At 32.9% G+C, this 23343-nt stretch carries 16 protein-coding genes, 1 tRNA gene and 1 pseudogene; 8 read left to right on the forward strand and 10 right to left on the reverse strand.

What is annotated here, in order from left to right:
• Window positions 1-112: 112 nt before the first annotated feature.
• Entirely contained in the window at window positions 113-2716 is a 2604-nt protein-coding gene (clpB, locus tag Q4Q39_RS04875; RefSeq protein WP_303281253.1) for an ATP-dependent chaperone ClpB, read from the reverse strand.
• Between the two features lie 202 nt (window positions 2717-2918).
• Between clpB and ytxJ the strand changes: the two genes are divergently transcribed.
• The 5 genes from ytxJ (at window position 2919) to Q4Q39_RS04900 (ending at window position 8299) form a co-directional block, all read left to right on the forward strand.
• Window positions 2919-3308, forward strand: a complete 390-nt coding sequence (gene ytxJ, locus Q4Q39_RS04880) for a bacillithiol system redox-active protein YtxJ (protein ID WP_303281254.1) — start codon at window positions 2919-2921, stop codon at window positions 3306-3308.
• Window positions 3309-3335: 27 nt separating this feature from the next.
• On the forward strand, window positions 3336-3947 hold the full coding sequence (locus Q4Q39_RS04885; RefSeq protein WP_303281255.1) for a methyltransferase domain-containing protein: 612 nt from the start codon (window positions 3336-3338) through the stop codon (window positions 3945-3947).
• A gap of 322 nt (window positions 3948-4269) precedes the next feature.
• Window positions 4270-5703: a hypothetical protein gene (locus tag Q4Q39_RS04890; protein ID WP_303281256.1), complete on the forward strand. Its 1434-nt coding sequence runs from the start codon at window positions 4270-4272 to the stop codon at window positions 5701-5703.
• Window positions 5704-5705: 2 nt separating this feature from the next.
• A complete protein-coding gene (locus Q4Q39_RS04895; protein WP_303281257.1) occupies window positions 5706-6731 on the forward strand; it encodes a caspase family protein in 1026 nt (341 codons plus the stop codon).
• Window positions 6732-6733: 2 nt separating this feature from the next.
• Entirely contained in the window at window positions 6734-8299 is a 1566-nt protein-coding gene (locus Q4Q39_RS04900) for a hypothetical protein (protein ID WP_303281258.1), read from the forward strand.
• A gap of 218 nt (window positions 8300-8517) precedes the next feature.
• Here Q4Q39_RS04900 and Q4Q39_RS04905 read toward each other — a convergent pair whose 3' ends face one another.
• Window positions 8518-9699, reverse strand: coding sequence for a hypothetical protein (locus tag Q4Q39_RS04905; protein WP_303281259.1), 1182 nt, complete (start codon window positions 9697-9699; stop codon window positions 8518-8520).
• A 212-nt stretch (window positions 9700-9911) separates the two neighbouring features.
• Window positions 9912-11204: a fumarylacetoacetase gene (gene fahA, locus Q4Q39_RS04910; RefSeq protein WP_303281260.1), complete on the reverse strand. Its 1293-nt coding sequence runs from the start codon at window positions 11202-11204 to the stop codon at window positions 9912-9914.
• 203 nt (window positions 11205-11407) lie between these two features.
• Here fahA and glyA point away from each other — a divergent pair, with 203 nt between their 5' ends.
• A complete protein-coding gene (gene glyA / locus Q4Q39_RS04915) occupies window positions 11408-12679 on the forward strand; it encodes a serine hydroxymethyltransferase (protein ID WP_303281261.1) in 1272 nt (423 codons plus the stop codon).
• Window positions 12680-12855: 176 nt separating this feature from the next.
• Here the strand turns inward: glyA and Q4Q39_RS04920 are convergent, their stop codons facing one another.
• The 6 genes from Q4Q39_RS04920 to Q4Q39_RS04945 all read right to left on the reverse strand — a co-directional run bounded on the left by Q4Q39_RS04920 (window position 12856) and on the right by Q4Q39_RS04945 (window position 19626).
• Entirely contained in the window at window positions 12856-14415 is a 1560-nt protein-coding gene (locus Q4Q39_RS04920; RefSeq protein WP_303281262.1) for a hypothetical protein, read from the reverse strand.
• Between the two features lie 194 nt (window positions 14416-14609).
• Window positions 14610-15344 carry a BamP family beta-assembly machinery protein gene (locus tag Q4Q39_RS04925; RefSeq protein WP_303281263.1) on the reverse strand — a complete coding sequence of 245 codons (735 nt, stop codon included), beginning with the start codon at window positions 15342-15344 and terminating at the stop codon, window positions 14610-14612.
• 177 nt (window positions 15345-15521) lie between these two features.
• On the reverse strand, window positions 15522-16544 hold the full coding sequence (locus Q4Q39_RS04930) for a UDP-glucose--hexose-1-phosphate uridylyltransferase (protein ID WP_303281264.1): 1023 nt from the start codon (window positions 16542-16544) through the stop codon (window positions 15522-15524).
• Between the two features lie 20 nt (window positions 16545-16564).
• Window positions 16565-17713, reverse strand: a complete 1149-nt coding sequence (gene galK / locus Q4Q39_RS04935; protein WP_303281265.1) for a galactokinase — start codon at window positions 17711-17713, stop codon at window positions 16565-16567.
• Between the two features lie 19 nt (window positions 17714-17732).
• A complete protein-coding gene (locus Q4Q39_RS04940; protein WP_303281266.1) occupies window positions 17733-18626 on the reverse strand; it encodes an aldose 1-epimerase in 894 nt (297 codons plus the stop codon).
• A 7-nt stretch (window positions 18627-18633) separates the two neighbouring features.
• The gene (locus Q4Q39_RS04945; RefSeq protein WP_303281267.1) at window positions 18634-19626 is read right to left on the reverse strand and encodes a GntR family transcriptional regulator; all 993 of its coding nucleotides are present in this window, start codon (window positions 19624-19626) and stop codon (window positions 18634-18636) included.
• A 145-nt stretch (window positions 19627-19771) separates the two neighbouring features.
• Between Q4Q39_RS04945 and Q4Q39_RS04950 the strand changes: the two genes are divergently transcribed.
• Both Q4Q39_RS04950 and Q4Q39_RS04955 read left to right on the forward strand, forming a co-directional pair.
• Window positions 19772-21400 (forward strand): sodium/sugar symporter, encoded by a 1629-nt coding sequence (locus Q4Q39_RS04950; RefSeq protein WP_303281268.1) that lies wholly within the window; start codon window positions 19772-19774, stop codon window positions 21398-21400.
• Between the two features lie 214 nt (window positions 21401-21614).
• Window positions 21615-21688, forward strand: a tRNA-Arg gene (locus Q4Q39_RS04955).
• A gap of 736 nt (window positions 21689-22424) precedes the next feature.
• On the opposite strand, the pseudogene Q4Q39_RS20590 reads toward Q4Q39_RS04955, so the two are convergent.
• Window positions 22425-23195, reverse strand: a pseudogene (locus tag Q4Q39_RS20590) (recombinase family protein); the annotation flags it as partial.
• Window positions 23196-23343 lie beyond the last annotated feature (148 nt).

A 23343-nucleotide genomic window follows, 5' to 3' on the forward strand; every position in this document is an offset into this window, starting at 1 on the left:
GTAGTATTTTGAGTTCAAAATACGGTTAAATACCCAATTAAAAAAAACAACGTGAGTTTTAATAATAAAACTCACGTTGCTTTTCATCCTACCAACCTAAATGGATTATATTTTAAACATTTTCAACTATGTTGTTTTGATTTCTAAAAACCAACGAATTATCGAAGCAGTCAAGTAAAATGATACTATCTGTTGTTACTTTTCCTGCTAAAATCTCTTTACTTAAAGCATTGAGAACTTCCTTTTGAATAACGCGTTTTACAGGTCTGGCACCGTATTCAGGATGATATCCTTTTTCGGCTAAATAGTCTATGGCTTCCTGTGTAGCATCAAAAGTAATACCTTGCTGGCCTATCATTTTTGTTAGCGCTTTTATTTGCAAACTAACTATAGCGGAAATATCTTCTTTGCTAAGGGGCGTAAACATAATGATGTCGTCAATCCTATTTATAAATTCTGGACGTACACTTTGCTTTAATAAACCTAAGACATCTGTTTTTGCCGATTCCATTGCGGAATCAATATGCTTTGTGGCTTCAAAGCGTTCTTGTATTAAATGGCTTCCTATATTTGAGGTCATTATAATAATCGTATTTTTAAAATCTGCTATACGCCCTTTATTATCGGTTAGATGCCCTTCATCTAGTACTTGTAATAAAATATTAAACGTATCTGGATGTGCTTTTTCTATTTCATCCAAAAGCACTACGGAATAAGGCTTACGTCTAACAGCTTCTGTTAACTGACCGCCCTCATCGTACCCAACGTAGCCTGGAGGGGCGCCAACTAGTCTGCTTACAGCATGCCGTTCTTGATATTCACTCATATCGATACGAGTCATGGCATTTTCATCATCAAAAAGATAATCAGCCAGGGCTTTAGCCAATTCCGTTTTCCCTACCCCTGTTGTTCCTAAAAAAAGAAATGTGCCGATTGGTTTTTTAGAATTTTGTAAACCTGCTCGACTTCTTCTAACGGCATCACTAACAGCGACAATAGCTTCTTCTTGACCTACAACACGTTTATGCAATTCTGTTTCAAGTTTAAGCAGTTTTTCACGCTCACTTTGAACCATTTTTGTTACTGGAATTCCTGTCCATTTAGCAACTACTTCTGCAATATCATCATAGGTTACCTCTTCTTTTATTAATGAATTCTCGGATTGTGCTTGTAATTGTTTTTGATAAGCCTCCAGTTGCTCTTGAGCGTCTTTAATTTTTCCATACCGTAGTTCTGCTACCTTACCGTAGTCTCCATCACGTTCGGCACGTTCTGCTTCTAGTTTATAGTTTTCAATATCTTGTTTTGTGTTTTGGATATTGTCAACCACTTCTTTTTCACTTTTCCATTTCGCATTAATTTCATTTCTGGTTTCTTTTATGTTTGCCAGGTCAGATCTAAGTGATTTTAGTTTAGATTCATCTTTTTCACGCTTAATAGCTTCAATTTCAATTTCTAATTGCATGATTTTTCTATCTAAAACATCTAGTTCTTCTGGTTTAGAATTGATTTCCATACGCAGTTTAGAAGCAGCTTCATCCATTAAATCAATGGCTTTATCTGGAAGAAAACGATTGGTTATATAGCGTTCGGATAATTCTACAGCTCCAATAATAGCTTCGTCTTTAATACGAACTTTATGATGCGTTTCGTATTTTTCTTTAATACCACGTAATATAGAAATAGCACTTTCTGTATCTGGTTCGTCAACGATCACTTTTTGAAAACGACGCTCTAAGGCTTTGTCTTTTTCAAAGTATTTTTGATACTCATCTAAAGTGGTTGCTCCAATGGCTCGTAATTCGCCTCGTGCTAAAGCAGGTTTCAATATATTGGCTGCATCCATAGCACCTTGTCCGCCACCAGCACCTACCAGTGTATGAATTTCATCTATAAACAAAACAATGTCACCTTCACTTGTGGTTACTTCTTTAATGACGGCTTTTAAACGTTCTTCAAACTCGCCTTTATATTTTGCGCCAGCAATAAGAGCGCCCATATCTAAAGCAAAAATTTGTTTGTCTTTAAGGTTTTCAGGAATATCACCATCAATAATTCTATGAGCCAGACCTTCAGCAATGGCTGTTTTACCAGTTCCGGGCTCTCCAACAAGTATCGGGTTGTTTTTGGTTCTGCGCGATAAAATTTGAAGAATACGTCGTATTTCTTCATCACGACCAATAACAGGATCTAATTTTCCATCTTTTGCTAATTGGTTTAGATTTTTCGCGTATTTATTTAATGAGTTATAGGTGTCTTCCTGGCTTTGAGAGGTTACACTTTCTCCTTTACGCAATTCTTCAATAGCAGCTTTTAAACCTTTTTCATTAACGCCTTGGTCTTTCAACATCTGTGCTATTTTACTGTTTGATTTAAAAACAGCTAGAATAAGATGTTCAATAGAAACGAAGTCATCCTTCATCTTTTTAGCAATGATAGAAGCTTCATTAAGGCTTTTTCCCGCTTCTCGGGATACCATAAGCTCACTACCAGTAACTTTCGAAAAGCTTTCTAATTGTTTATCTAAAGCTTGTTTAAGTATGGATATATTTACATTTAATTTTTTTAGGATGAATGGTAATACGTTTTCATCAACTTCAAAAATACCTTTAAATAGGTGTTCATTTTCTATTTGTTGATGCGAGAAACCTTGTGCAATTTGTTGTGCTTGTTGTATGGCTTCTTGAGATTTTATTGTATAATTGTTTAAATTCATAACAGTAATTTTATTTTCTTTACAAGCTATTAGTCAAGAATCTTACCGTTGAGAATTATCAGACAAAATGTCGTTTAAAGCGGTTGTTACGCTGACTTTTAGTCAGTTTGTAAGATTTAAAAAGTATTGCGACTTATTTGTTGAATTAATGATTATAATGAGATGCCCTCCTTCGAGGGAGCGATAAAATATAATATTTGCTATGGGATTATTAAATAAACTTTTTGGAGGGACAAATGAAACAAAAGAAGAGAAGACCATACCTTGGATTCCTTTAAACCAAATCCCTCAATTGGATTTTATAGAAAAAAAGTCGGCTACCAAAACGCAGGTTATCTTTAAACACTCGACCCGTTGTGGTATTAGTAGTATGGTTATGAGGCAGTTTGTAGGTAGTTACAATTTAACCGAAAAAGACTTAGATCTGTATTATTTGGACTTACTAAACTATCGTGATCTTTCTAATGAGGTTGGTTATAAGTTTCAAGTGATTCATGAATCGCCTCAACTACTGGTTATTAAAAATGGGGTAGTGGTTGCTCATGCTTCTCATGGTGCTATTAATGAGATTGATTTAAGTAGATTTGTATAGATATATTTTTTTATAATTTATGTTATAGTGCAAAAAAACAATCAAAAAGAATTAGAGACTTATTGGTCTAAACGATATATTGATGAATCTACAGGATGGGATTTGGGACGCGTTTCCGATCCTATTCGTTGTTATATAGATCAATTAAAAAATAAAGATATTAAGATCTTAGTGCCTGGCGCAGGGAATGCTTATGAGGCTGAATACCTGTATAAATCAGGTTTTAATAATACTTATATTATAGATATTTCTGAACTTCCGCTAAAGAATTTTAAGGATAGAGTTCCCGATTTTCCTGATAATCAAATTTTACATGGTGATTTTTTTAATCTTGATGATACTTTTGATTTAATTATTGAACAAACCTTTATGTGTTCCTTTCCACCTATAGATAATAATAGGGAAATGTATGCAAAGAAAATGCATGAGCTTTTAAAGCCTAAAGGAAAATTGGTTGGTTTATGGTTTAATATGCCTCTTTCCGGTGACAATTTTACAAACCGACCTTTTGGAGGTACAAAACAAGAATATTCAAGCTTATTTTCTAAGTATTTCGAAGCAAAAACATTTGAAGAAGCCTATAATTCGGTCTCTGATAGAGCTGGTCAAGAGCTTTTTGGGGTTTTTGAAAAGAAATAAATCGCTATTATATTAGAGCAGTAATCTTATTTGTATGACATGTTTTTTGTTTAAAACTTGTTAATATGTTGATAATTAGATTGTTGGTTTTAACGTAAGAAAATTCTAATTTCGTTTATCGATCTGATGTAAAATATTTAAATAATTTTATATCAGACAGACACGGGGAATTAAAATAAAGAACAAGTTAGTTTTCATTCTTAAATAGTATTTATCATTATCTACATAGAATGTAACAGAATAATAACCCCTGAATTATAACTTATAGGCACAAAAAGTATTGGTGCTAAAAATTGATTATTTATATAAGCTTTAAGAATATATGATGAACAAACTGAACTATATTAACATAGGAGATAATGGAACTTTTAAAGAGAGTGGACAAGTTAAATCCTTCCCAGAAGATGTAGATCTTATTTTTGAACACCTTCGAAATAATGAAATTAGAAATATAACTGTTCATGTCCATGGCGGACTAGTGAATGAAAAGAGTGGTATGGCTGTAGCTAAAATGATGACGCCAGTGTACAGCGAAGTAGGAAGTCATCCAATTACTTTTGTTTGGGAGAGCGGTTTATTTGAAACGATTGAAGATCGTATCATGACCATCCACAAAACAAAAATTTTTAAATGGATTCTAAAAAAAGCAGCTAAGGTTGTTGCTAAAAAATATGGTTTGTCTATTGACGGAAAGGGAGGCAATGATATTAAGGACATAGATATAGAAAAAGAGCTTGAAAAAGAGGAGCCTTTTGCCTTTTTGGATGCCATGGATGAAGGTACTCGTGGCGGTTTATTCTATAATTCGATAGAAGAATTAGAGATGGACAAATTGTCTTTTGAAAATGAAATTAGAAAGGAAGCTCAAAACGATCCAGAATTTGAAGAACTTATAGCATCAGATACCGATGGCATTTTACTATTTTCAGAAGATATTAAAAACGATATTAATGATGAAGCCTCTAGAGGATGGGGGACACTTTTAGTGACGTTAGGTAAAGTTACTTGGCGAATTGTTAAGCGTTTTGTTCAAAAAAGAGATCACGGTGGAATGGCCACCATCTTTGAGGAACTCTTGCGCGAACTTTATATTGATGATCTTGGGGCTTGGGTTTGGGATGGAATGAAACTTAAGGCTAAAGAAATGTGGAATTCTAACACGGGTTTAAGTGGTGATAATCTCCACGCTGGACGCTACTTTTTTGGCCAGTTAGAAGACTATATTAATGAGAACCCTAGCACGAAAGTCAATCTAGTTGGACATAGTGCAGGAGCAATTGTTATTTGTCATTTTCTAAACCTTGTAGTTTCAGAAAACCGTAATTGTTCGTTCGAAACCATTTCATTTTTAGCGCCTGCCTGTAAAGTGGAATTATTCAACAGTCATATTGTAGATAATTCATCAAAGTTTAAAAGATTTCGAATGTTTACTATGAGTGATCATTACGAAACTAGAGATCACCTTTTAGGTAAAATATACCCTCGCTCACTTCTTTATTTAATTTCTGGATTCTTAGAAAATGGATACGATGAATACATCCTAGGGCTAGAAAGACACATTGAAGCTGTAAAGCCTTATAATAAGCCAGAACTCCAAAAAGCGAATGAGTTCATTTACTCCCCATCAGAAGAGCGAATAGTATTTTCTGTAACTAATACTACAGCTCCAAATGGAAAAAGAAGTGAATCTAAAAAACATGGAGATTTTGATAATGATCCAGCCACCCAGCAAAGTCTGCAAACCATAATTCGATAATAATGGCAATCCAACAAAATGACTATGCACTTTTAATCGGTATCTGGGATTATCCTGAATTTAGATCATTAAAAGGGCCCAAAAAAGATATTGAACTTTTTAGTAAGTGGTTATTGAATACAGAAAAAGGTGGAGGTGTCTCCGAAGAAAATATTAACATTATTACTTCTACGGCAAACCCTGTATCACCTATCCACTCCCAAGTAGATCAAGCTCTTACTGACTTGTATGAAAAAGTAAGCCAAGCAGATCAACCTGGTAGGCGCTTATATTTCTACTTTAGTGGTCATGGTTTTGGTATTGAAGAAATGAGTATTGCTCTGGCTTTAGCTAACTGGAAATTGTTTGGCATGAGAAACTCAGCCTTAAAATCGGATGCTTATTTAAATGAATTTGTGAATTGGGGTAAGTTTAAAGAAGTTATTTTCTTTCTCGATTGCTGTCGTTCACCAATAGAAATCACTGGCCTTCATCCTATTGTAGGTTATGGAAGAAGCGAAGACGCTTCTGATGTTGGCAAATTTATAGCCCATTCTACCAGGCACTTGAACGCTGCTTATGAAGCCAGCTTTTCAGATGATAATTTAGAAGACGAGGCATTAAAAGAAGAATACAACGGCATTTTTACAAAAGTGCTATTAGATGCATTATGGGGTGATGCGTCTAGTGGGACAGGAGTTACAGCTTCTGAATTAAAAAATTATCTCGATAGGTATGTAAAACTTGAAGCCAACCGAAAGCAAAAACCTCAAAGAGCCGACATTTACAATGCTTTAAACGATGACTCAGTATTCGGAGTAAGTAAGAATTTAGTGAATATCAAAATTAATTTCAAACCTGAACGCACAGGCTTAATTCAATTGCTCTCTCCAAATCTAGACATTATTAAAGAGGAAGACATATCATCTAATGTATGGAATCATATGGAGTTAACAAAAGGACGTTACACTCTTGTTGAAGTCACTACCCAGAAAGAAGAAACCTACAAGGTACTTCCTTCGGACTCTACTCAAACTATTCTTTTCTAATTATGAAATTCAACTTAAACATACATTGTTTCAATAATGAGATTTCTTATTCCTTGTATGATGGATATGATGAACCTCAATTAGAAGGCATACATACCGACAGAACAATTGAGCTTGATAAGGGGGTTTATTTTCTTGAAGCTGAACTAAATGGTATCGTTAAGCAAGTTAAAATTCGTTTAGATGGAGATAAATCGATCAACGTTCCTTCTCCAATTTATTCATCGATGCCTCTTTATGATGCCGTAACTACAAGTGAAAGTAAACTTTTTGATGGCTTGAAATATAGTAGTCAACTTACTGATCCAGCATCAGGTAACAAACATTTTCAGGAAACAGGTTTTTTTATATTCCTTAGAAGTAGCGATTTAGATCGGCAAACTATAAGACCTGAAAAATTTAGAATATTCATTCTGGACAAATCTCAACAAGTTATTCGTGAAATAAATACCTCGAATTCAAAACTGGATGAAAGGGGGTATTGGATGGCTTATTCTGGCGAGTTTAGTCCTGGTCAATACTTCGTTGAAGTAGAGCTTAGAAATAAGGCCTGGTGTTTTCCTGTCTATATTTATCCCCAGATAAAAGCAAACCTCTTTTTAACTGTAAAAAACGTTCCACTATATCGTTCACTAAAAATATTTTACAATGAAGGTTATAACGCTTTTCAACCTGAAAACAAACATACTATTTCTACCGATATTGCTTTAGATCGTCTTGCTAATTTTCAGTTCGATAATTTACCAAAAGACACCATGAATGAATTGCTCAATGAAAAATTTGAGCAGCCTATGTTTGGTTTTTTATCCCTCTATTTTCTTTTATTAAGAAAGAAGCGTCCAGAAAAACGTTTAATCGAAACGGTCATCAACAATATGCAATACAATATCCTTAGGACAGAAGAATCACCTGAATTAGATATACTAAAACGTATGGCAAATGCTAAATTAGGTACCAATTTCCAGATCAACAAGCACCAAAATGTACTTGTTCCCATGTTTAGTTTTGGACTGGATACTATTATTAGTGATTGGAATAATGACAAAACATTATTTGATGAGGAAAGTCCTATAAATGATGCGACAGACAATCTCTTGCGAGGAACTCCTTTTTCAATTTGGAGTGTAGACCGATTGAAAAGGGTAAGCTTTATTAAAATGTTTGTTAACAAAGTACGAGAATTTCCCTTAATAAAAGATCTCGACACCAGTAGACCAAATCACATTCGATTAAAAGGGAATAATGAATTCATTAATACTTTATTAGGGAATGTAAACATAAACGAGGATAAGTTGAACTCACTAATGGAATATTTATACTTCGGGGGTAAAAATGATAAGTTAACAATTGATTTAATTATCAAAGAACTCCGAATTTCACCTTACCGATTAAAAAAAGTAATGAACGTAGTTAATAATATTATCGAGACTCAACCTAATCTCCTCACTCTCGTCATTAAGCGTTTTAATAACGAATTAGGACTGACAGACGGACTGAATGAAGAAGATAAGGAGCTTAAAAGAGTTGAAGACAATATTAAAAAGTTTATTTCTGCGAATTCGAATTAAAATAGCATTTACATGACGTTTTTTAAAACACAACCATTTATATACGGAACGATAAATTGTAAAACTTCCAAAAAAACATAAAAGAGGCTGTCTAAAAAGTCTATAAGTTGTCATTTTGAGCGCAGCCGAAAAATCTCAACACGCTGGTATTCAAAATGTTTAATTTAAAGAGATTCTTCATTTCATTCTGAATGACACTTTTTTAGACAGCCTCTTTGTTAAACTTTAACTCTATAAGAGCTAATAATATCTTTGAGTTTTAGCTTGAGATCTTCTCCTGTATCATAAACCATTTGTTCATTACTAGGGAAGGGGACTCTTCTGTTATTTAATATTTTTCGATCTTCAGATTCTAAAGCTCTTTTATCGCCTCGTACTCTGGCAAAAAGATTTTCAAAAATAAATTCGCTATCAATAGTAAATGTGTCCAGTAATTGCTTTGTTTTTATATCTAAATACACAACATCTGCAATAACTTGTGTGGATTTTATTTGAGTAAATTCGTTAAAACGTGCTTTTACTCTAATTATTTTGTCAATTTTTATATCGTTGCCTAAACTATCTTTAACAACATTGCCTTTACTGTCTAATTCATATTCCCAACCATCAACGACTTCCCTTTCTCTTATAAATTCACGTTCTTTAATATGTTCTGGTGAAATATTAATTTGTTTTAACTGTAGTTGCATTGCATAGTCATACGCAACTTTCTTATCAGGTTGTGCGTGATATACCGTCCAGAATTGATTTAATCCATAGGTATCAAAGTTTAGTAAATCGTCTTCTAAACGTTGCGGAATAATTTGATTGGTACGATTTTGAATTGTAACACTTACATAGGCAGTACCTCGTTGATGAGCTTCTATCATTAAGTCTCTAGTCATTTCATAATTAGGATTGATAGATTCAACATAATTTAAAACGTTGTAGGCTTCTCTAATTCGTGCTTTATCGTCTAATTCTAATAAATCCAAGCCTTTTTCATACAAGTAATCCGAAACAGTCTCACGAGACTGTACAATATCATTACTGTAATCGTTGAATTTAAAAGAAACATTTCTACCGTTTACATTTAGCGGTAAAATAGGTTTGATGGCTTCCTGACGCGCATTTAAGTCCATGTAGATTTCGTAAATCTCTCTATAAAGTTCAGGATTCTTATCTTTTTTTAAATGCTCTATACTATTTAAATCGCGTTCCGTTGCTTTGTTATATGCGTCTTGCAGCATTAAAACATAATCGAATTTGCGTTTTTTGTTTTTATTAGTCCTTAACTTATTTAAAGCTGTTGTTATTGCTTGATCGTAGTTGCCTGAATTAACGGCAGCTTCTACTTGTTTTTTTCCACCACAAGCCATAAGCATAAAAAGACTTATTGTAAAAAGTAGTAGTTTTTTCATAGATTTAATATTATAGGTTACTTAGGGCACTAATCCAATAGTTGTGCCAAAATACTAAAAAATCAGACAAAACACCAATAAATAGGTTTAAATGAATTTTAATTATGTATTTTGTAAGTTTTTACTCTGAAATGTAAAAAAATGATTTTTTAATAAGCTTACAGTGAATAAGCTATTAAAAGAAAAGCAGCATATAATAAGTTAAGCGTTAATTACTTTACTTTTTTAGGATTAAAAACTGGAAGTAATTTTGTTGATACTTCACCAAAGCCGATTCTAGTCCCGTCTTTTTCGCAATACCCTCTCATAATTACTGTATCATGGTCATTTATAAACTTACGCTCCGTGCCATCTTTCATTTTAAGTGGTTTTTCACCTTTCCACGAAAGTTCTAGCATAGAACCATAAGAATCTGGTGTAGGCCCAGAAATAGTACCACTTCCCATCATATCACCAGAATTTATAGGACACCCATTAACAGTATGATGTGTTAATTGTTGTGCCATGTTCCAATACATATGTTTAAAGTTTGATTTACTAACAACAGTTTCTTTGGCCCCTTTTGGTTGTATGGCGACTTCTAAATTAATATCGAAGCTCTTTTTTCCTTTATATTTAAGATAGTCTAGTTGTGGTTTTATAGGCTTAGGCCCTTGTACTCTGTAAGGTTCTAAGGCATCCAGCGTTACAATCCATGGTGAGATTGAAGATGCAAAATTTTTAGCTAAAAAAGGCCCTAGTGGCACATATTCCCATTTTTGAATGTCTCTAGCACTCCAATCGTTAAAAACAACAAGGCCAAAAATATATTCTTCAGCTTCTTCAATAGGAATAGGTTCACCTAAATCATTGGCATCAGTAGTAATAAAAGCCATCTCTAATTCAAAATCGACTAATTTGCTTGGTCCGAAAATAGGCTCTTTAGCATCTCCAGGCAAGGTTTGTCCTTGAGGTCTGTGAACTGGAATTCCAGAAGGGATAATAGAAGAACTTCTACCATGATATCCAACAGGGATGTGTAGCCAGTTTGGTAATAAGGCATTGTCTGGATCCCTAAACATGGTACCTACATTAGTAGCATGTTCTTTACTTGAATAGAAATCTGTATAATCCCCAATTTGTACAGGTAATTGCATTTCAATTTCATCTAAACGAAATAATACAATTTCTTTATGTTTTTTATTGTTTTTAAGTGATGTGTTTTCAGAATCAAAAATATTAGCAATTCTATTGCGTACTAAACGCCATGTTTTTCTACCATCTGCAATAAAATCATTTAAAGTATCTTGAAGAAAAATATCCTCTGTTAAAGGGATGTCTTTAAAATATCCTAATTGATGCAAGGCACCAAGGTCTATGGCTGTATCACCAATACGAGTTCCTATAGTAATGATATCGTCTCGAGTTAAGAAAACGCCAAAAGGAATATTCTGAATTGGAAAATCTGAATTTTTATCTACGTGTAACCACGACTTTCTATCTGGATTGTTAGCTGATAATGGCATAACTTGAAATGTATTTATTGTTTATTAAATTCTTATCAAACCTACACATTTTTTTTATTTTAAATGAAAAAATGTATGAAAATATAGATTTAATATAACCGTTAATAAAATGGTTAAAAACTTCGCAGTAAATAAATCTTTTTTGATGTTATTAACTATTCTATTTCCTATTTTTGCCGAATATTTAACGATAATTTAATTTTATGCAACGAGACGAACAAATTTTTGAACTTATTCAAGCAGAAAAAGAACGCCAATTACATGGTATTGAACTTATTGCGTCAGAGAACTTTGTTAGTGACCAGGTTATGGAAGCAGCTGGCTCTGTGTTAACAAATAAATATGCTGAAGGCTATCCTGGGAAACGATATTATGGCGGTTGTGAAGTTGTTGATGAAGTTGAGCAAATTGCTATAGATAGAGCAAAAGCATTGTTTGGTGCTGCATATGTAAATGTACAACCGCATTCGGGAAGTCAGGCAAACACAGCCGTTTATCACGCGTGTTTAAAACCAGGAGATAAAATCTTAGGGTTCGATTTATCTCACGGTGGACATTTAACGCACGGATCTCCAGTAAACTTTTCTGGTAAACTTTACAATCCTGTATTTTATGGCGTAGAGCAGGAGACGGGTGTTTTAAATTATGATAAAATTCAAGAAGTAGCCACTAAAGAGCAACCAAAATTAATTATTGCTGGCGCCTCTGCTTATTCTCGTGATATTGATTTTGAACGTTTTAGAGTGATTGCAGATAGCGTAGGAGCTATTTTAATGGCAGATATCTCACATCCTGCTGGATTAATTGCTAAAGGTATTCTAAACGATCCACTACCGCATTGTCATATTGTTACCACAACAACTCACAAGACTTTAAGAGGTCCAAGAGGAGGAATTATCATGATGGGACAGGATTTTGATAACCCATTTGGAATTACTTTGAAGAATGGAAACTTACGTAAAATGTCATCGTTATTAGATTCAGCTGTTTTTCCTGGAAATCAAGGAGGGCCATTGGAGCATATTATAGCAGCCAAAGCGATTGCTTTTGGAGAAGCGTTAACAGATATCTTTTTAAACTACCAGTTACAAGTAAAGCAGAATGCGTCAACTATGGCGGATGCTTTAGTAGCTAAGGGGTATAATATTATCTCTGGAGGAACAGATAATCACTGTATGTTGATTGATTTGCGTAACAAAAATCTTTCTGGTAAAGATGCTGAGCAGGCTTTAGTGAAAGCTGATATTACAGTAAACAAAAACATGGTGCCTTTTGATGATAAATCACCGTTTGTAACGTCTGGAATTCGTTTAGGTGTTTCTGCTGTTACGACCCGTGGATTAAAAGAAGAAGATATGTTAGCTATTGTAGAATTGGTTGATGAAGTGATTACTAATTTTGAAGATGAATCGGTTTTAGAAACTATAAAAGATAAAGTGAATGTTATGATGAAGGATAAACCTTTGTTTATATAAACTTTAAATAAGTGTTAATTAAAAATCCTGCTTTATGCAGGATTTTTTGTTTTTTGTCATTCCTGCGCAGGCAGGAATCCACTATTAAAGGTTATTGATATCAAGCGTATGAGATATCTCAATCGTGCCTCATTCGATATGACAACTCATTTTTTATTAAATTTATTGTATGATTCTTACTCAGGAAACGTTATATGTTGATAGGCTCCCAAATCAGGTGAAGCTGTTCTATTTACATTTAAAATATCTAAAGGTACTTGAGTAGCAAAAACTGGAAGTCCTTGATTAATGGCTGCAGATTCCTCTCCAATCATTAATTTGTTAAGAGATGTATCTAGAAAATTAGGATTTTCATTAAAAATAGTTCCTTCGTAATGATTTGTATCAGTTAAATCATAATTAGGACCAGTGAGACCGTTATTTCTATTTTCAAAACGAATTAAACAATTTGTGAATTTAAAATTGAACACGACTGCATCATCCTCAATTTCATCAAGTAGAATTTCTGAGTCATTATTTCCATAAATAATACAATTATTAAAGTTAGCTTCTGTTAAATCTGCTATCGTAGCATTATTGTTTTCGTCTAAAACAAAATTGTTGAGTAATAATGAAGGGAATTGCCTAGACCCGTTATTCCAATAGTTCGCAATAGTACTGTGCGTAAAATTATAGCTGCCTCCTAAGGTTCCTGCAAAAGATGATAGCCCTGTATTATTAATAACGATGTTTTCTCCAGAAATAGACGTATTTCTTCCTAGAAGACCAAAATTGCTGGAATTATAAATTTGCGAATTGGATATAGTAAGTTTATCTGAAATAGCATTAGGATTACCGTCACATAGAATACCTACGGATGCATTTTTAATAGTAGCGTAGTTTATTGAATTATTAGTGCTCCCATCTAGTAGCCAAATAGTTCCCCATTGTCCTGGAGTATCAGAAAAAGCGGGTTCTAAACGATCCCCTTCAAAGATAACTTCATTTTCTAATAAGTCTCTGTCGTTACTGTACATACCATTAACTTGTAATGACCCATTATTGGATACAATAATTCCTGAGTTATTATGGAAATGTATTCTAGCACCAGCCTCAATAGTTAAGGTCTCTCCGCTTGGTACGGTGGCAAAACCATAGATAACATAAGGCTTTTCATTTGTAAAAGTAAGCTCTGTTGGTAATAATTCGCGTCCTTGTAATTCGGTTTCGGTTAACTCTCCGCCAATATCAAGTGTTAGTGTTTCTATAATTTTGGTGGTGTTATCTCTGTTCGGATAAATAAATACGGCATCTTGTACTAGCGTAACAAGTTCTACTTTTTGAAGATTTGCATTCGCATCAAATTCAATTTGATCGGTATATAGAAAATTACCGTTTGGATTTGGAAAATTAGTAATATCTATGGTCGATTCTACAAAAATAAATAAACTATCCTTGGCTAATATTTCTACATTTTCAAAAACTTTACCAGCAAGACCATCTACATTTAACCTGTAATTAGAGTTTTCACCTAATGCTAATCTTAGTGAAGGGATGGAGATATCTTCATTGCTTCTATTATATACTTTTAAGTTATAAGTGCTAGAACCAATATTAGTAAAAACAGTATCTAAATAAACAGTATCCTTAGAAAACTCAAGGTTACCGGTACTTGGAGAAAATTCAAAATCCTTACGACAAGAACTCCAAAGCATTAAAAATCCTATGGTGAAAATAAAGTATAAGTAATGTTTCATTAAAAGCAAACGTTTTTGATGGCTAAAAATATAACTTTTGAAGCTAGGATTTAGTATAATACCCTTATATTTTAATCAAAAATTATTCCTTAAGACTAAGCATTGAGGGTTCTGTAGAAATTGGCATTACCGTGAAATTGCAAGATTCATGAGCTCATAATGAATAAAACGGGGCTCTAAAAAAAGATCAGGGTTCACTTTTTTTTAGAGTCTTTAATTATTTTTAAAAATGCTTGGCTGTATGTTACCATACTATCTAGAAGTATAATTTTATTTTCGTTTTTGAGTAATTTTTTGTCTAGTTCTTTTGCTTCACAATAACTTAAAAAGAGTTGTTCGTGTTCTTTAGGGATGGTTAAATTATTAGTAAGTAATTCTTCATTAAAAAAGGGGTCATTAGAAAATAAAGAATCTAAGTCTTTGTACAATATAGGAGCTGTAGGGGCGTTTTTTCTTTTTTTCTTTTTGAAAAGTGAACGAATCAATTTTGTAGCTCTAACTAGATCTAGCCCATACTTAGAATATGAATCATATAGATGGAGATTTCGTTTCATGTCATTAGCGACTTGCTCTTTTATTACGACTTTCTCTTTAGTTGAATTGAATTCTTTTGGTGTTATGTTATTTTGTACTAGTATTTCTTTAAGTCTATTTATTGTTTTACTTAATTCAAAGACTACGACACCATTAAAATGAGAGTCATTAAGTTTTACAATTTTTTTATTATGAAATATGGAATGAAATGAAAGAGTATCACCTATAGTTGCTTCCATAGTAAAGCTTCCATAGTCATCTGTGTATGCTCTGGTTTGTTTGCTAAGATTAAAAACATCAATGCCTTTAACAGTGGTTTCTTTATCATACACTTTTCCTGTAATGTTTTGTGAAACCATCGAAAATGGTAAAAGAATAAAAATGAAGTATTTCATTTTTTAGTTTGTAGTTGTTGATTTTCAAATTAAGGTCTTTTTAATTGTTAGCTGATAAGAATTAATAGACTTTAACATTGTTTTTATTTATTATTAACACCTTAAACCAAAAAAAAACCTGATGAATTATAAAATCTCATCAGGTTTATATAAAAAATGGTATTGTTTATAGAATAATTAAATCAGATCACGAAGCATTTTTACAGCTGTTTCAGCGGTAATATCGCGTTGCGGTGAGCCAAACATTTCATAACCTACCATGAATTTTTTTACTGTAGCACTTCTTAGTAGTGGTGGGTAAAAACTCATATGCCAATGCCAGTGGTCGTTTGCTTTTCCATCTGTTGGTGCTTGGTGTATGCCACTAGAGTAAGGAAACGAGGTTTTAAATAACGAATCGTATGCTTTTGTTAGTACCGAAATAGCTTCGGCATATTGTAACGCTTCATTCTCATTTAATTCTAATATAGTTGATTGTCGTTTTTTAGGAACTATCATAGCTTCAAAAGGCCATACAGCCCAAAATGGTACTAAAACAACAAATCCATCATTTTCAAAAATAATACGTTCTTGTTTTTCTAATTCTTGAGCTAAATAATCTCCTAAAAGACTCCTGTTCTTTTTATTGTAATAGGTTAATTGTTGCGTATTTTTTTTGTCAACTTCGTTGGGAAGTGTAGATTGACTCCAAATTTGTCCATGAGGATGTGGGTTGCTACATCCCATAACAGCACCTTTGTTTTCAAATATCTGTACGTAATTAATATTTGGATTTTCTGCCAACTCACTGAATTCTTTTTGCCATGCAAATACTACCTTTTGAATCTCTTTAGCTGACATGTGCGCTAAGCTTTTTGAATGATCTGGGCTAAAGCAAATCACTTTGCATATCCCAGTTTCACTTTCTGCTACTAATAATCCATCTTCAACTGAAAAAGATTTAGAATCTTTTTGCAAGGCAGCAAAATCGTTTGTAAAAACAAAAACATCTTGATATTTTGGGTTTACTTCCCCATTAATTCTGGTATTTCCTGCACATAAATAACACGCTTCATCGTAAGCTGGTCTAACGTCGTTAGCAACTGCTTCATTTTGTCCTTGCCATGGTCGTTTTGCGCGATGTGGTGATACTAAAACCCATTCGCCAGTAAGTATATTAAAACGCTTGTGTGAATAGTCTTGTAAATCTGTATTGTTCATTTTAAAAAAATTAAAATTGATTATTTTACTAAGTGTGTTCCTTGGGATAGTTTTATGTAGTATACTGAACACGCTCTGCCAAATGTTTCTTTATAAGCTATAGATGTTGTTTCCCCAAAAGTTTTTGCTTCACTTTTTGCTACTAAATTAATAGTGCAGCCGCCAAATCCACCTCCCATCATTCTGGCGCCTAAAACATGGTCGCTGGCTTTTGCTTGGTCTACTAGAAAATCTAATTCATCACAACTTACTTTATACTGATGCTGTAGGCCATTATGTGATTGAAAGATTAATGCTCCTAGTGTTTTTAAGTCATTTTCTTCAATGGCTTTGGATGCTTTTACAGCTCTGTCATTTTCTTGAATGACATATAATGCTTTTTGGTAATTTTCGGGCGTTACTTTATCTTTTATGATTTCTAAATCGGCTTCAGTAGCATCCCTTAATGCTTTAATTCCAAGCAACTCAGCAATACTTTCGCAAGCAGACCGTCTGTCATTATAGGCGCTATCGGATAAACTATGCTTTACGTTCGTATTAATTAATATAAGGTCATGATCTTTAAAATCTATCTCATAAGGCTTGGATTCTACGGTTCTACAATCTAAAAGTAATGCATTGTCTGTGATACCGAACATGCTAGCATATTGATCCATAATACCACACTTTACACCAACATAATTATGCTCTGCTTTTTGAGATATTAGAATCATTTCATGTTTAGTCAGTCCTAAATCAAACAACTCATTTAGGCCAAATACAATACTGTTTTCTAATGCGGCAGACGATGACATACCAGCACCTTCTGGAATATCGCCTTTAAAAACGATGTTAAAGTTGCCTATAACTTTATTTCTATTTTGAATTTCTGCAATAACACCAAATAAATAGTTTTCCCAGCTACCTTCTGCAGATGGTTTTAATTTGTCTAATTCAAATTCTACAAGGCTGTCCATATCTAATGCATAGGCTTTAGATACGTTGTCATCACTTTTTTGTAAAGCCGCAGCTATGCCTTTGTCTACAGCTGCAGGAAATACAAAACCATCATTGTAATCTGTATGTTCACCAATAATATTAATTCTACCTGGAGAAAAAACAAGAATAGGATCGGTTTTAAATGTATTAGTGAATGTTGTTTTTACATCGTTAATTAGTATTGCACTCATTTTAATAGGCGTTATATTGTTATTTTATTTTTAAACTCCAGCTAATATTATAAGTATCGTTAGCATCTAGTACTTTAAGACCTATTTTATTATTAAAGCTATCTGAAACTCCTGTTGTAGGCTCTATAGCTATAGTGTTTGGCATAGGTGGTGTATAGGCTTGAAGAAAATTGTTGTCTGACGAAGATTCTATAGTTAATTGATACCCTGGTGTCTTGAATATTACTTTATTTGAATCTAAAATCCAGCAGTCGTCCAATTGTTTGTCCTCAATAGAGAATTCATTTTTCAATTCAAAATCTTCTACACCAGTAGTAATGTTTCTTTCTCCCAGAACTATTTTTTTGCTACTGTTAAAATGTAGTGAGCTATTAAACAAATTGTCACTTAAAAAATAGGGATGCCACCCTAAAGTGAATGGAAATGCTTTTGAATCTGTGTTTTTTACAGAAACACTTAGACTTAAATCATTTTTAGTAAAAATATATTTTAACTGAATTGTATATGTGTAAGGAAATCCAATAGATAATTCGGTTTCGTTATATTCTAGTAAAACAGATGCCGAATCATGATTAGTTTCCTGATCTATAATTTGAAAAGCTTTATTGTAAACCAACCCATGTAAGGCATTGTTTTCTTCTGTTTGATTTATTTCAAATTGAAAATCTTCACCGTTAAAAGTGTATAAGCCATCTTTAATTCTATTGGCAAAAGGAAATAAAATTGAAGATGCATATGTATTGGCATATGTTAATGGTGATAAATCTTTTATGATGGTTTGCCCGTCTAATACTAATTCTTGTAAACTTGCTCCATGATTAAGATGGATTTTTCCGTACACGTTACTTTCAGAGTTTTCAATCTCTAAAATATTTAATACTTCGTTGTAATTAATTTTATATAATTTTTTCATTTAATTTTTATAATGAATTTCTTATAATCAATCTATTAGGATTCTCTACTTTAACTTTTTCTTTATTAAGTATCATTTCTGCTAAACGTTGTCCCATGATATAGAAATCTGTAGAAATAGTTGTAATACCTCCTTCTACAATTTCTTTAAGTAGGGTATCGTTGTATGAGATAACTCCAATATCTTTTGCCAGTAATAAGTTGTTACTTTTCATCTTTTTTATAATCCGGAGTAAGCTTTTATCGTCTGGCATAACGTATAATTCTCCTTTTTTTAGTGTTCTGCCTGTTAATGAATTTATTATTTCAAAAGGCATTTTACTTTCTTTACAAAAGCTATTGAAACCTTTTAACATGCTTTGAGGTTGTTTGTCTTCAGAAAAAATTAGAATTATTTTTTTGTATTTTTTAATTAAAGGTAATGCTTTGCTGAGATTATAAAAAATGACTTTCTCAAAATTTTGATAAATGGCAGAATATTCTAATAAATCATCATGTACTTGATCTAAGATATAAACCTTATCCTTTGGTAGTTTTTTTACATCCTCATTTGTATTTGTAAGATTAGCAGGCATTATAACATAATAATTATAGTCACCAACGTTGTCGTTAATTAATTTACTAAAAACGTTTTTGTTGAAATGATGAAAAAAAATGTCTACTTGAATGTTGCCTCCTAAATGTTCCAAAAAAGAATTATATAAATCTTCTTTAAAGGAATTTAGTTCATCAAAAAGTAAAAATATTTTTTGTGTAACGTCTACATTTTCACTGGCTACATAATACCCTTTTCCAACTATAGATTGAATAATACCTCTGTTTTTCAACTCGTTAAAAGCCATTAAAACGGTATCTCTTGATAGCTTATGTTTATTTTTAATGCTGTTAATAGAAGGAATTTGATCTCCTTTTTGTAGAGCACCAGAGAGTATAGCATCTTCAATCGAAACGATTATTTGCTTATACTTTGGTACCTTAGTGTTCTTATTAATTTTTATCATAGATTAATACAAATGTATCAATATTTTTTTTAAAAACCCTACTAGACCCTACTAGTTTGTTTTTTTTATGTAAAACCTAGGGTACTTCTAAATTTAATTTTTATATTTGAGTCTTAATTAATAAACTAAACTAATTTATTTTACTATGACAGCAGGATTCGAAATGTGGGACTATATAGTCTTTGTTGCTTACGCCATTTTAATTTTAGGAGTAGGGTTGTGGGTATCTAGAGATAAAGACGGCCATCAAAAAAATGCCGAAGATTATTTTTTAGCAAGTAAATCTTTACCGTGGTGGGCCATAGGGACCTCATTGATTGCTGCTAATATTTCAGCAGAACAGTTTATAGGAATGTCAGGCTCTGGGTTCGCTTTAGGGTTGGCAATTGCTTCTTATGAATGGATGGCAGCTTTAACTTTAATTATTGTTGGTAAATATTTCTTACCGATTTTTATTGAAAAAGGGCTTTATACAATTCCTGAATTTGTTGAAAAACGTTTTTCAACAAATTTAAAAACGATATTGGCAGTATTTTGGTTAGCACTTTACATTTTTGTAAATCTAGCTTCAGTTCTATATTTAGGAGGACTGGCTATTGAAACTATTATGGGAATAGATATGATGTATGCCATTATAGGTTTAGCTTTATTTGCTGCAGCCTATTCTTTATATGGTGGATTATCTGCTGTTGCTTGGACGGATGTTATACAAGTTGTCTTTTTGGTATTAGGTGGTTTGGTTACTACTTACTTGGCATTGAATACAGTGTCAGGTGGAGAAGGTGTTTTAGAAGGTTTTGCTAAAGTTGTAGATGCTGCTCCTGAAAAATTCCATATGATACTTGAAGAAACAAATGATAACTACGTAAACCTCCCTGGTATCTGGGTGCTAGTAGGTGGTTTATGGGTTGCCAATTTATACTACTGGGGTTTTAATCAATACATTATACAAAGAACTTTAGCTGCTAAATCTTTAAAAGAATCTCAAAAAGGGATTTTATTAGCTGCATTCTTAAAACTTGTCATTCCATTAATAGTTGTTATTCCTGGTATTGCAGCTTATGTTATGGTAAATGATCCTTCGATTATGGCTAATCTGGGTGAAGCAGGAATGTTAAATGTACCAACAACAGATCAAGCCGATAAAGCCTACCCTTGGTTATTACAGTTTTTACCAACTGGGCTTAAAGGTATTGCTTTTGCTGCTTTAGCTGCTGCTATTGTTTCTTCTTTAGCGTCCATGCTAAATTCAACATCGACCATATTTACGATGGATATATACAAGCAATATATTAATAAGAACGCTGATGATAAAACAACTGTAAATGTTGGACGTATTTCTGCTGCTGCTGCTTTAATTATTGCTGTAATAGTAGCGCCACTTTTAGGGGGGATCGATCAAGCATTTCAGTTTATTCAAGAATATACGGGTATTGTGAGTCCAGGTATATTAGCCGTATTTATTTTAGGGTTGTTCTGGAAGAAAACGACGAACAATGCTGCCATTTGGGGAGCTGTTTTATCTATTCCGATTGCACTAGCTCTTAAATTCTTGCCTATCGCAGCATTAGAGCCATGGATGCATCAAATGGGTATAGCAACATTATTATCTATGTTAATTGTAGTCATATTAAGTAATATGCAAAACAAAGGAGCAGATGATCCTAAAGGAATTCCGCTTACTAAAGAATTATTTAAAACAACACCATTATTTAATATTGGTTCGTTTGCAATTATGATTATTCTAACAGTTTTATATAGCTTGTTTTGGTAATCAAATAAAAATCATATCTACAAAAAGCACCATTTTAATGGTGCTTTTTTATTGTGTTTTAGTTTAGAAATAGTAATTATAGATGAATGATTGAAGTTAGATATAAGATTTTTTAAGTATTATGAATTATTGGTAAAATTTATGAACATTTCTTTTGTTAGATATGTAGTTAATTTTATATTTGCACACCAGAAAACGAAAATGTTTTCTTTGAGGGCTCTTAGCTCAGCTGGATAGAGCACCTCCCTTCTAAGGAGGCGGTCGAAGGTTCGAATCCTTCAGGGCTCACTGAGCGGGACAAATTCTTAATATAGGGTTTGTCCTGTTTCTTTTTTGTCTCAAAAGCCCTGTTAATACTAGAGATTTTTAAGAGTAGTGGGTTAATATTAGCGGTTTGAACTTTGTTATTTTGAAAACCAAATTTATTTGGAAATATCAAACCGGTAAGCAATCTTTTATTATCAATATCTGCGTCAATATATTGTTTATCAATATTTTGCAAGTTTAATAGTCCTTTTTTATAAGTTTCAAAAATCTCTTTTTGTTCATTCTGAGCAAATTCTAAATCATTAAGCTCATCAAGAATATCCTGATATCTTTTCTTTGCTTGTGAGTACTCAATTTTATCCAACCCACCGTCAATAAAAAGATCCTGAACCTTGATAAGCTTATCATTAAAGAGCTTCACTTTTTTATAATGCTTCGGACCTAGTTTAGAAGTTAAGAGCAGTTTAGATAATTGCTCTTTAATAATGAACTGTAAGAGTTCAAGAACAGGTTGTTTTAAAGTAATGCTTTCTAAAAAGGAAATAAAGTTTGTTTCGGCCTCTTCAATGCGAAACCTCCCTTTACAAGGACTGATGCAATGGTAGTAAGAGTAATATTCAGAGCGCCCTTTACAAGTACTTGCAGTAAGCGTTCTGTTGCATTCAGGGCAAAGTAGAAACCCTTTTAAAGGAAATTTAGCATTTACTCGGCTATGGGTAACATGGTGTTTTTTCTTTTTTGCATTCATTACATTCTGAACAGTATTAAATAACTTTTTGGAAATGATGGGCTCATGTATGCCATCAACTATAACCTCTGGTTCGTCTTTATAGGCCTTAATAAAGACACCGCCATAATAAATAGGATTCCTAAGAAGAATAGAAAATACTGTTTTAGAGCTTTTAAGTCCTTTATCCTTTAATCTTTTAAGCACTTCTTTTTGCGTGTAAATACCTTTAGCAATGAGTTCAAAAGCCTCTTGAATTAAAGGAGCGTCTTTTGAAGGAATCAGAATTGGTTTTTTAGTATCATCCCTACCCACGTAATAACCTTTAGGAGGTGAACCCACATACCTGCCTTCTTTAAAAGCACGACGCATACCTGCAATGACATTTTGAGAACGACGCTGATTTTCAACCTCAGGAATAGCTAAGTAGACAGCCATCATAAGTAATTGTTCTGGTATGGTCATATCCAGAGGTTGGGTAATGGCATTTATTTTAATACTCAAAGTATTAAAAATTCCAATCATTTGATACGATTCGGCTGTATTTCTTGAAAACCTATCCCATTTAACAAGCAATAGTTCATCGATTTGTTTCTTATTACTTTTACAAAAACCTAAAAGCTTTTTAAATTCTGGTCTTTTAAATGTTTTAGCAGAGTAATCCTCTCTATAAGTATCAATAACCCTATAATTGTGTTCTTTACAGTAATGAAGTAATTTAGCCTCTTGATCGCGAAGCGAATATCCTTTATCAGCTTGCTCGTCTGTAGATACCCTGACATATAAAATAACATTTTTCATTGCTTAACAGTTTAATGGGTTAAATTGTGACATACCACATTCGATATGTCCTCTAGTAGTCTTATAATTTCTTTTATTTCATTGTCTGTATACGGATGTTCATTTTGATGATTTAAAATATGCTTGGCTGTATTCCAAAGCTCCGATT

Source organism: Flavivirga amylovorans (genome assembly GCF_030540875.1).
Classification (GTDB): domain Bacteria; phylum Bacteroidota; class Bacteroidia; order Flavobacteriales; family Flavobacteriaceae; genus Flavivirga; species Flavivirga amylovorans.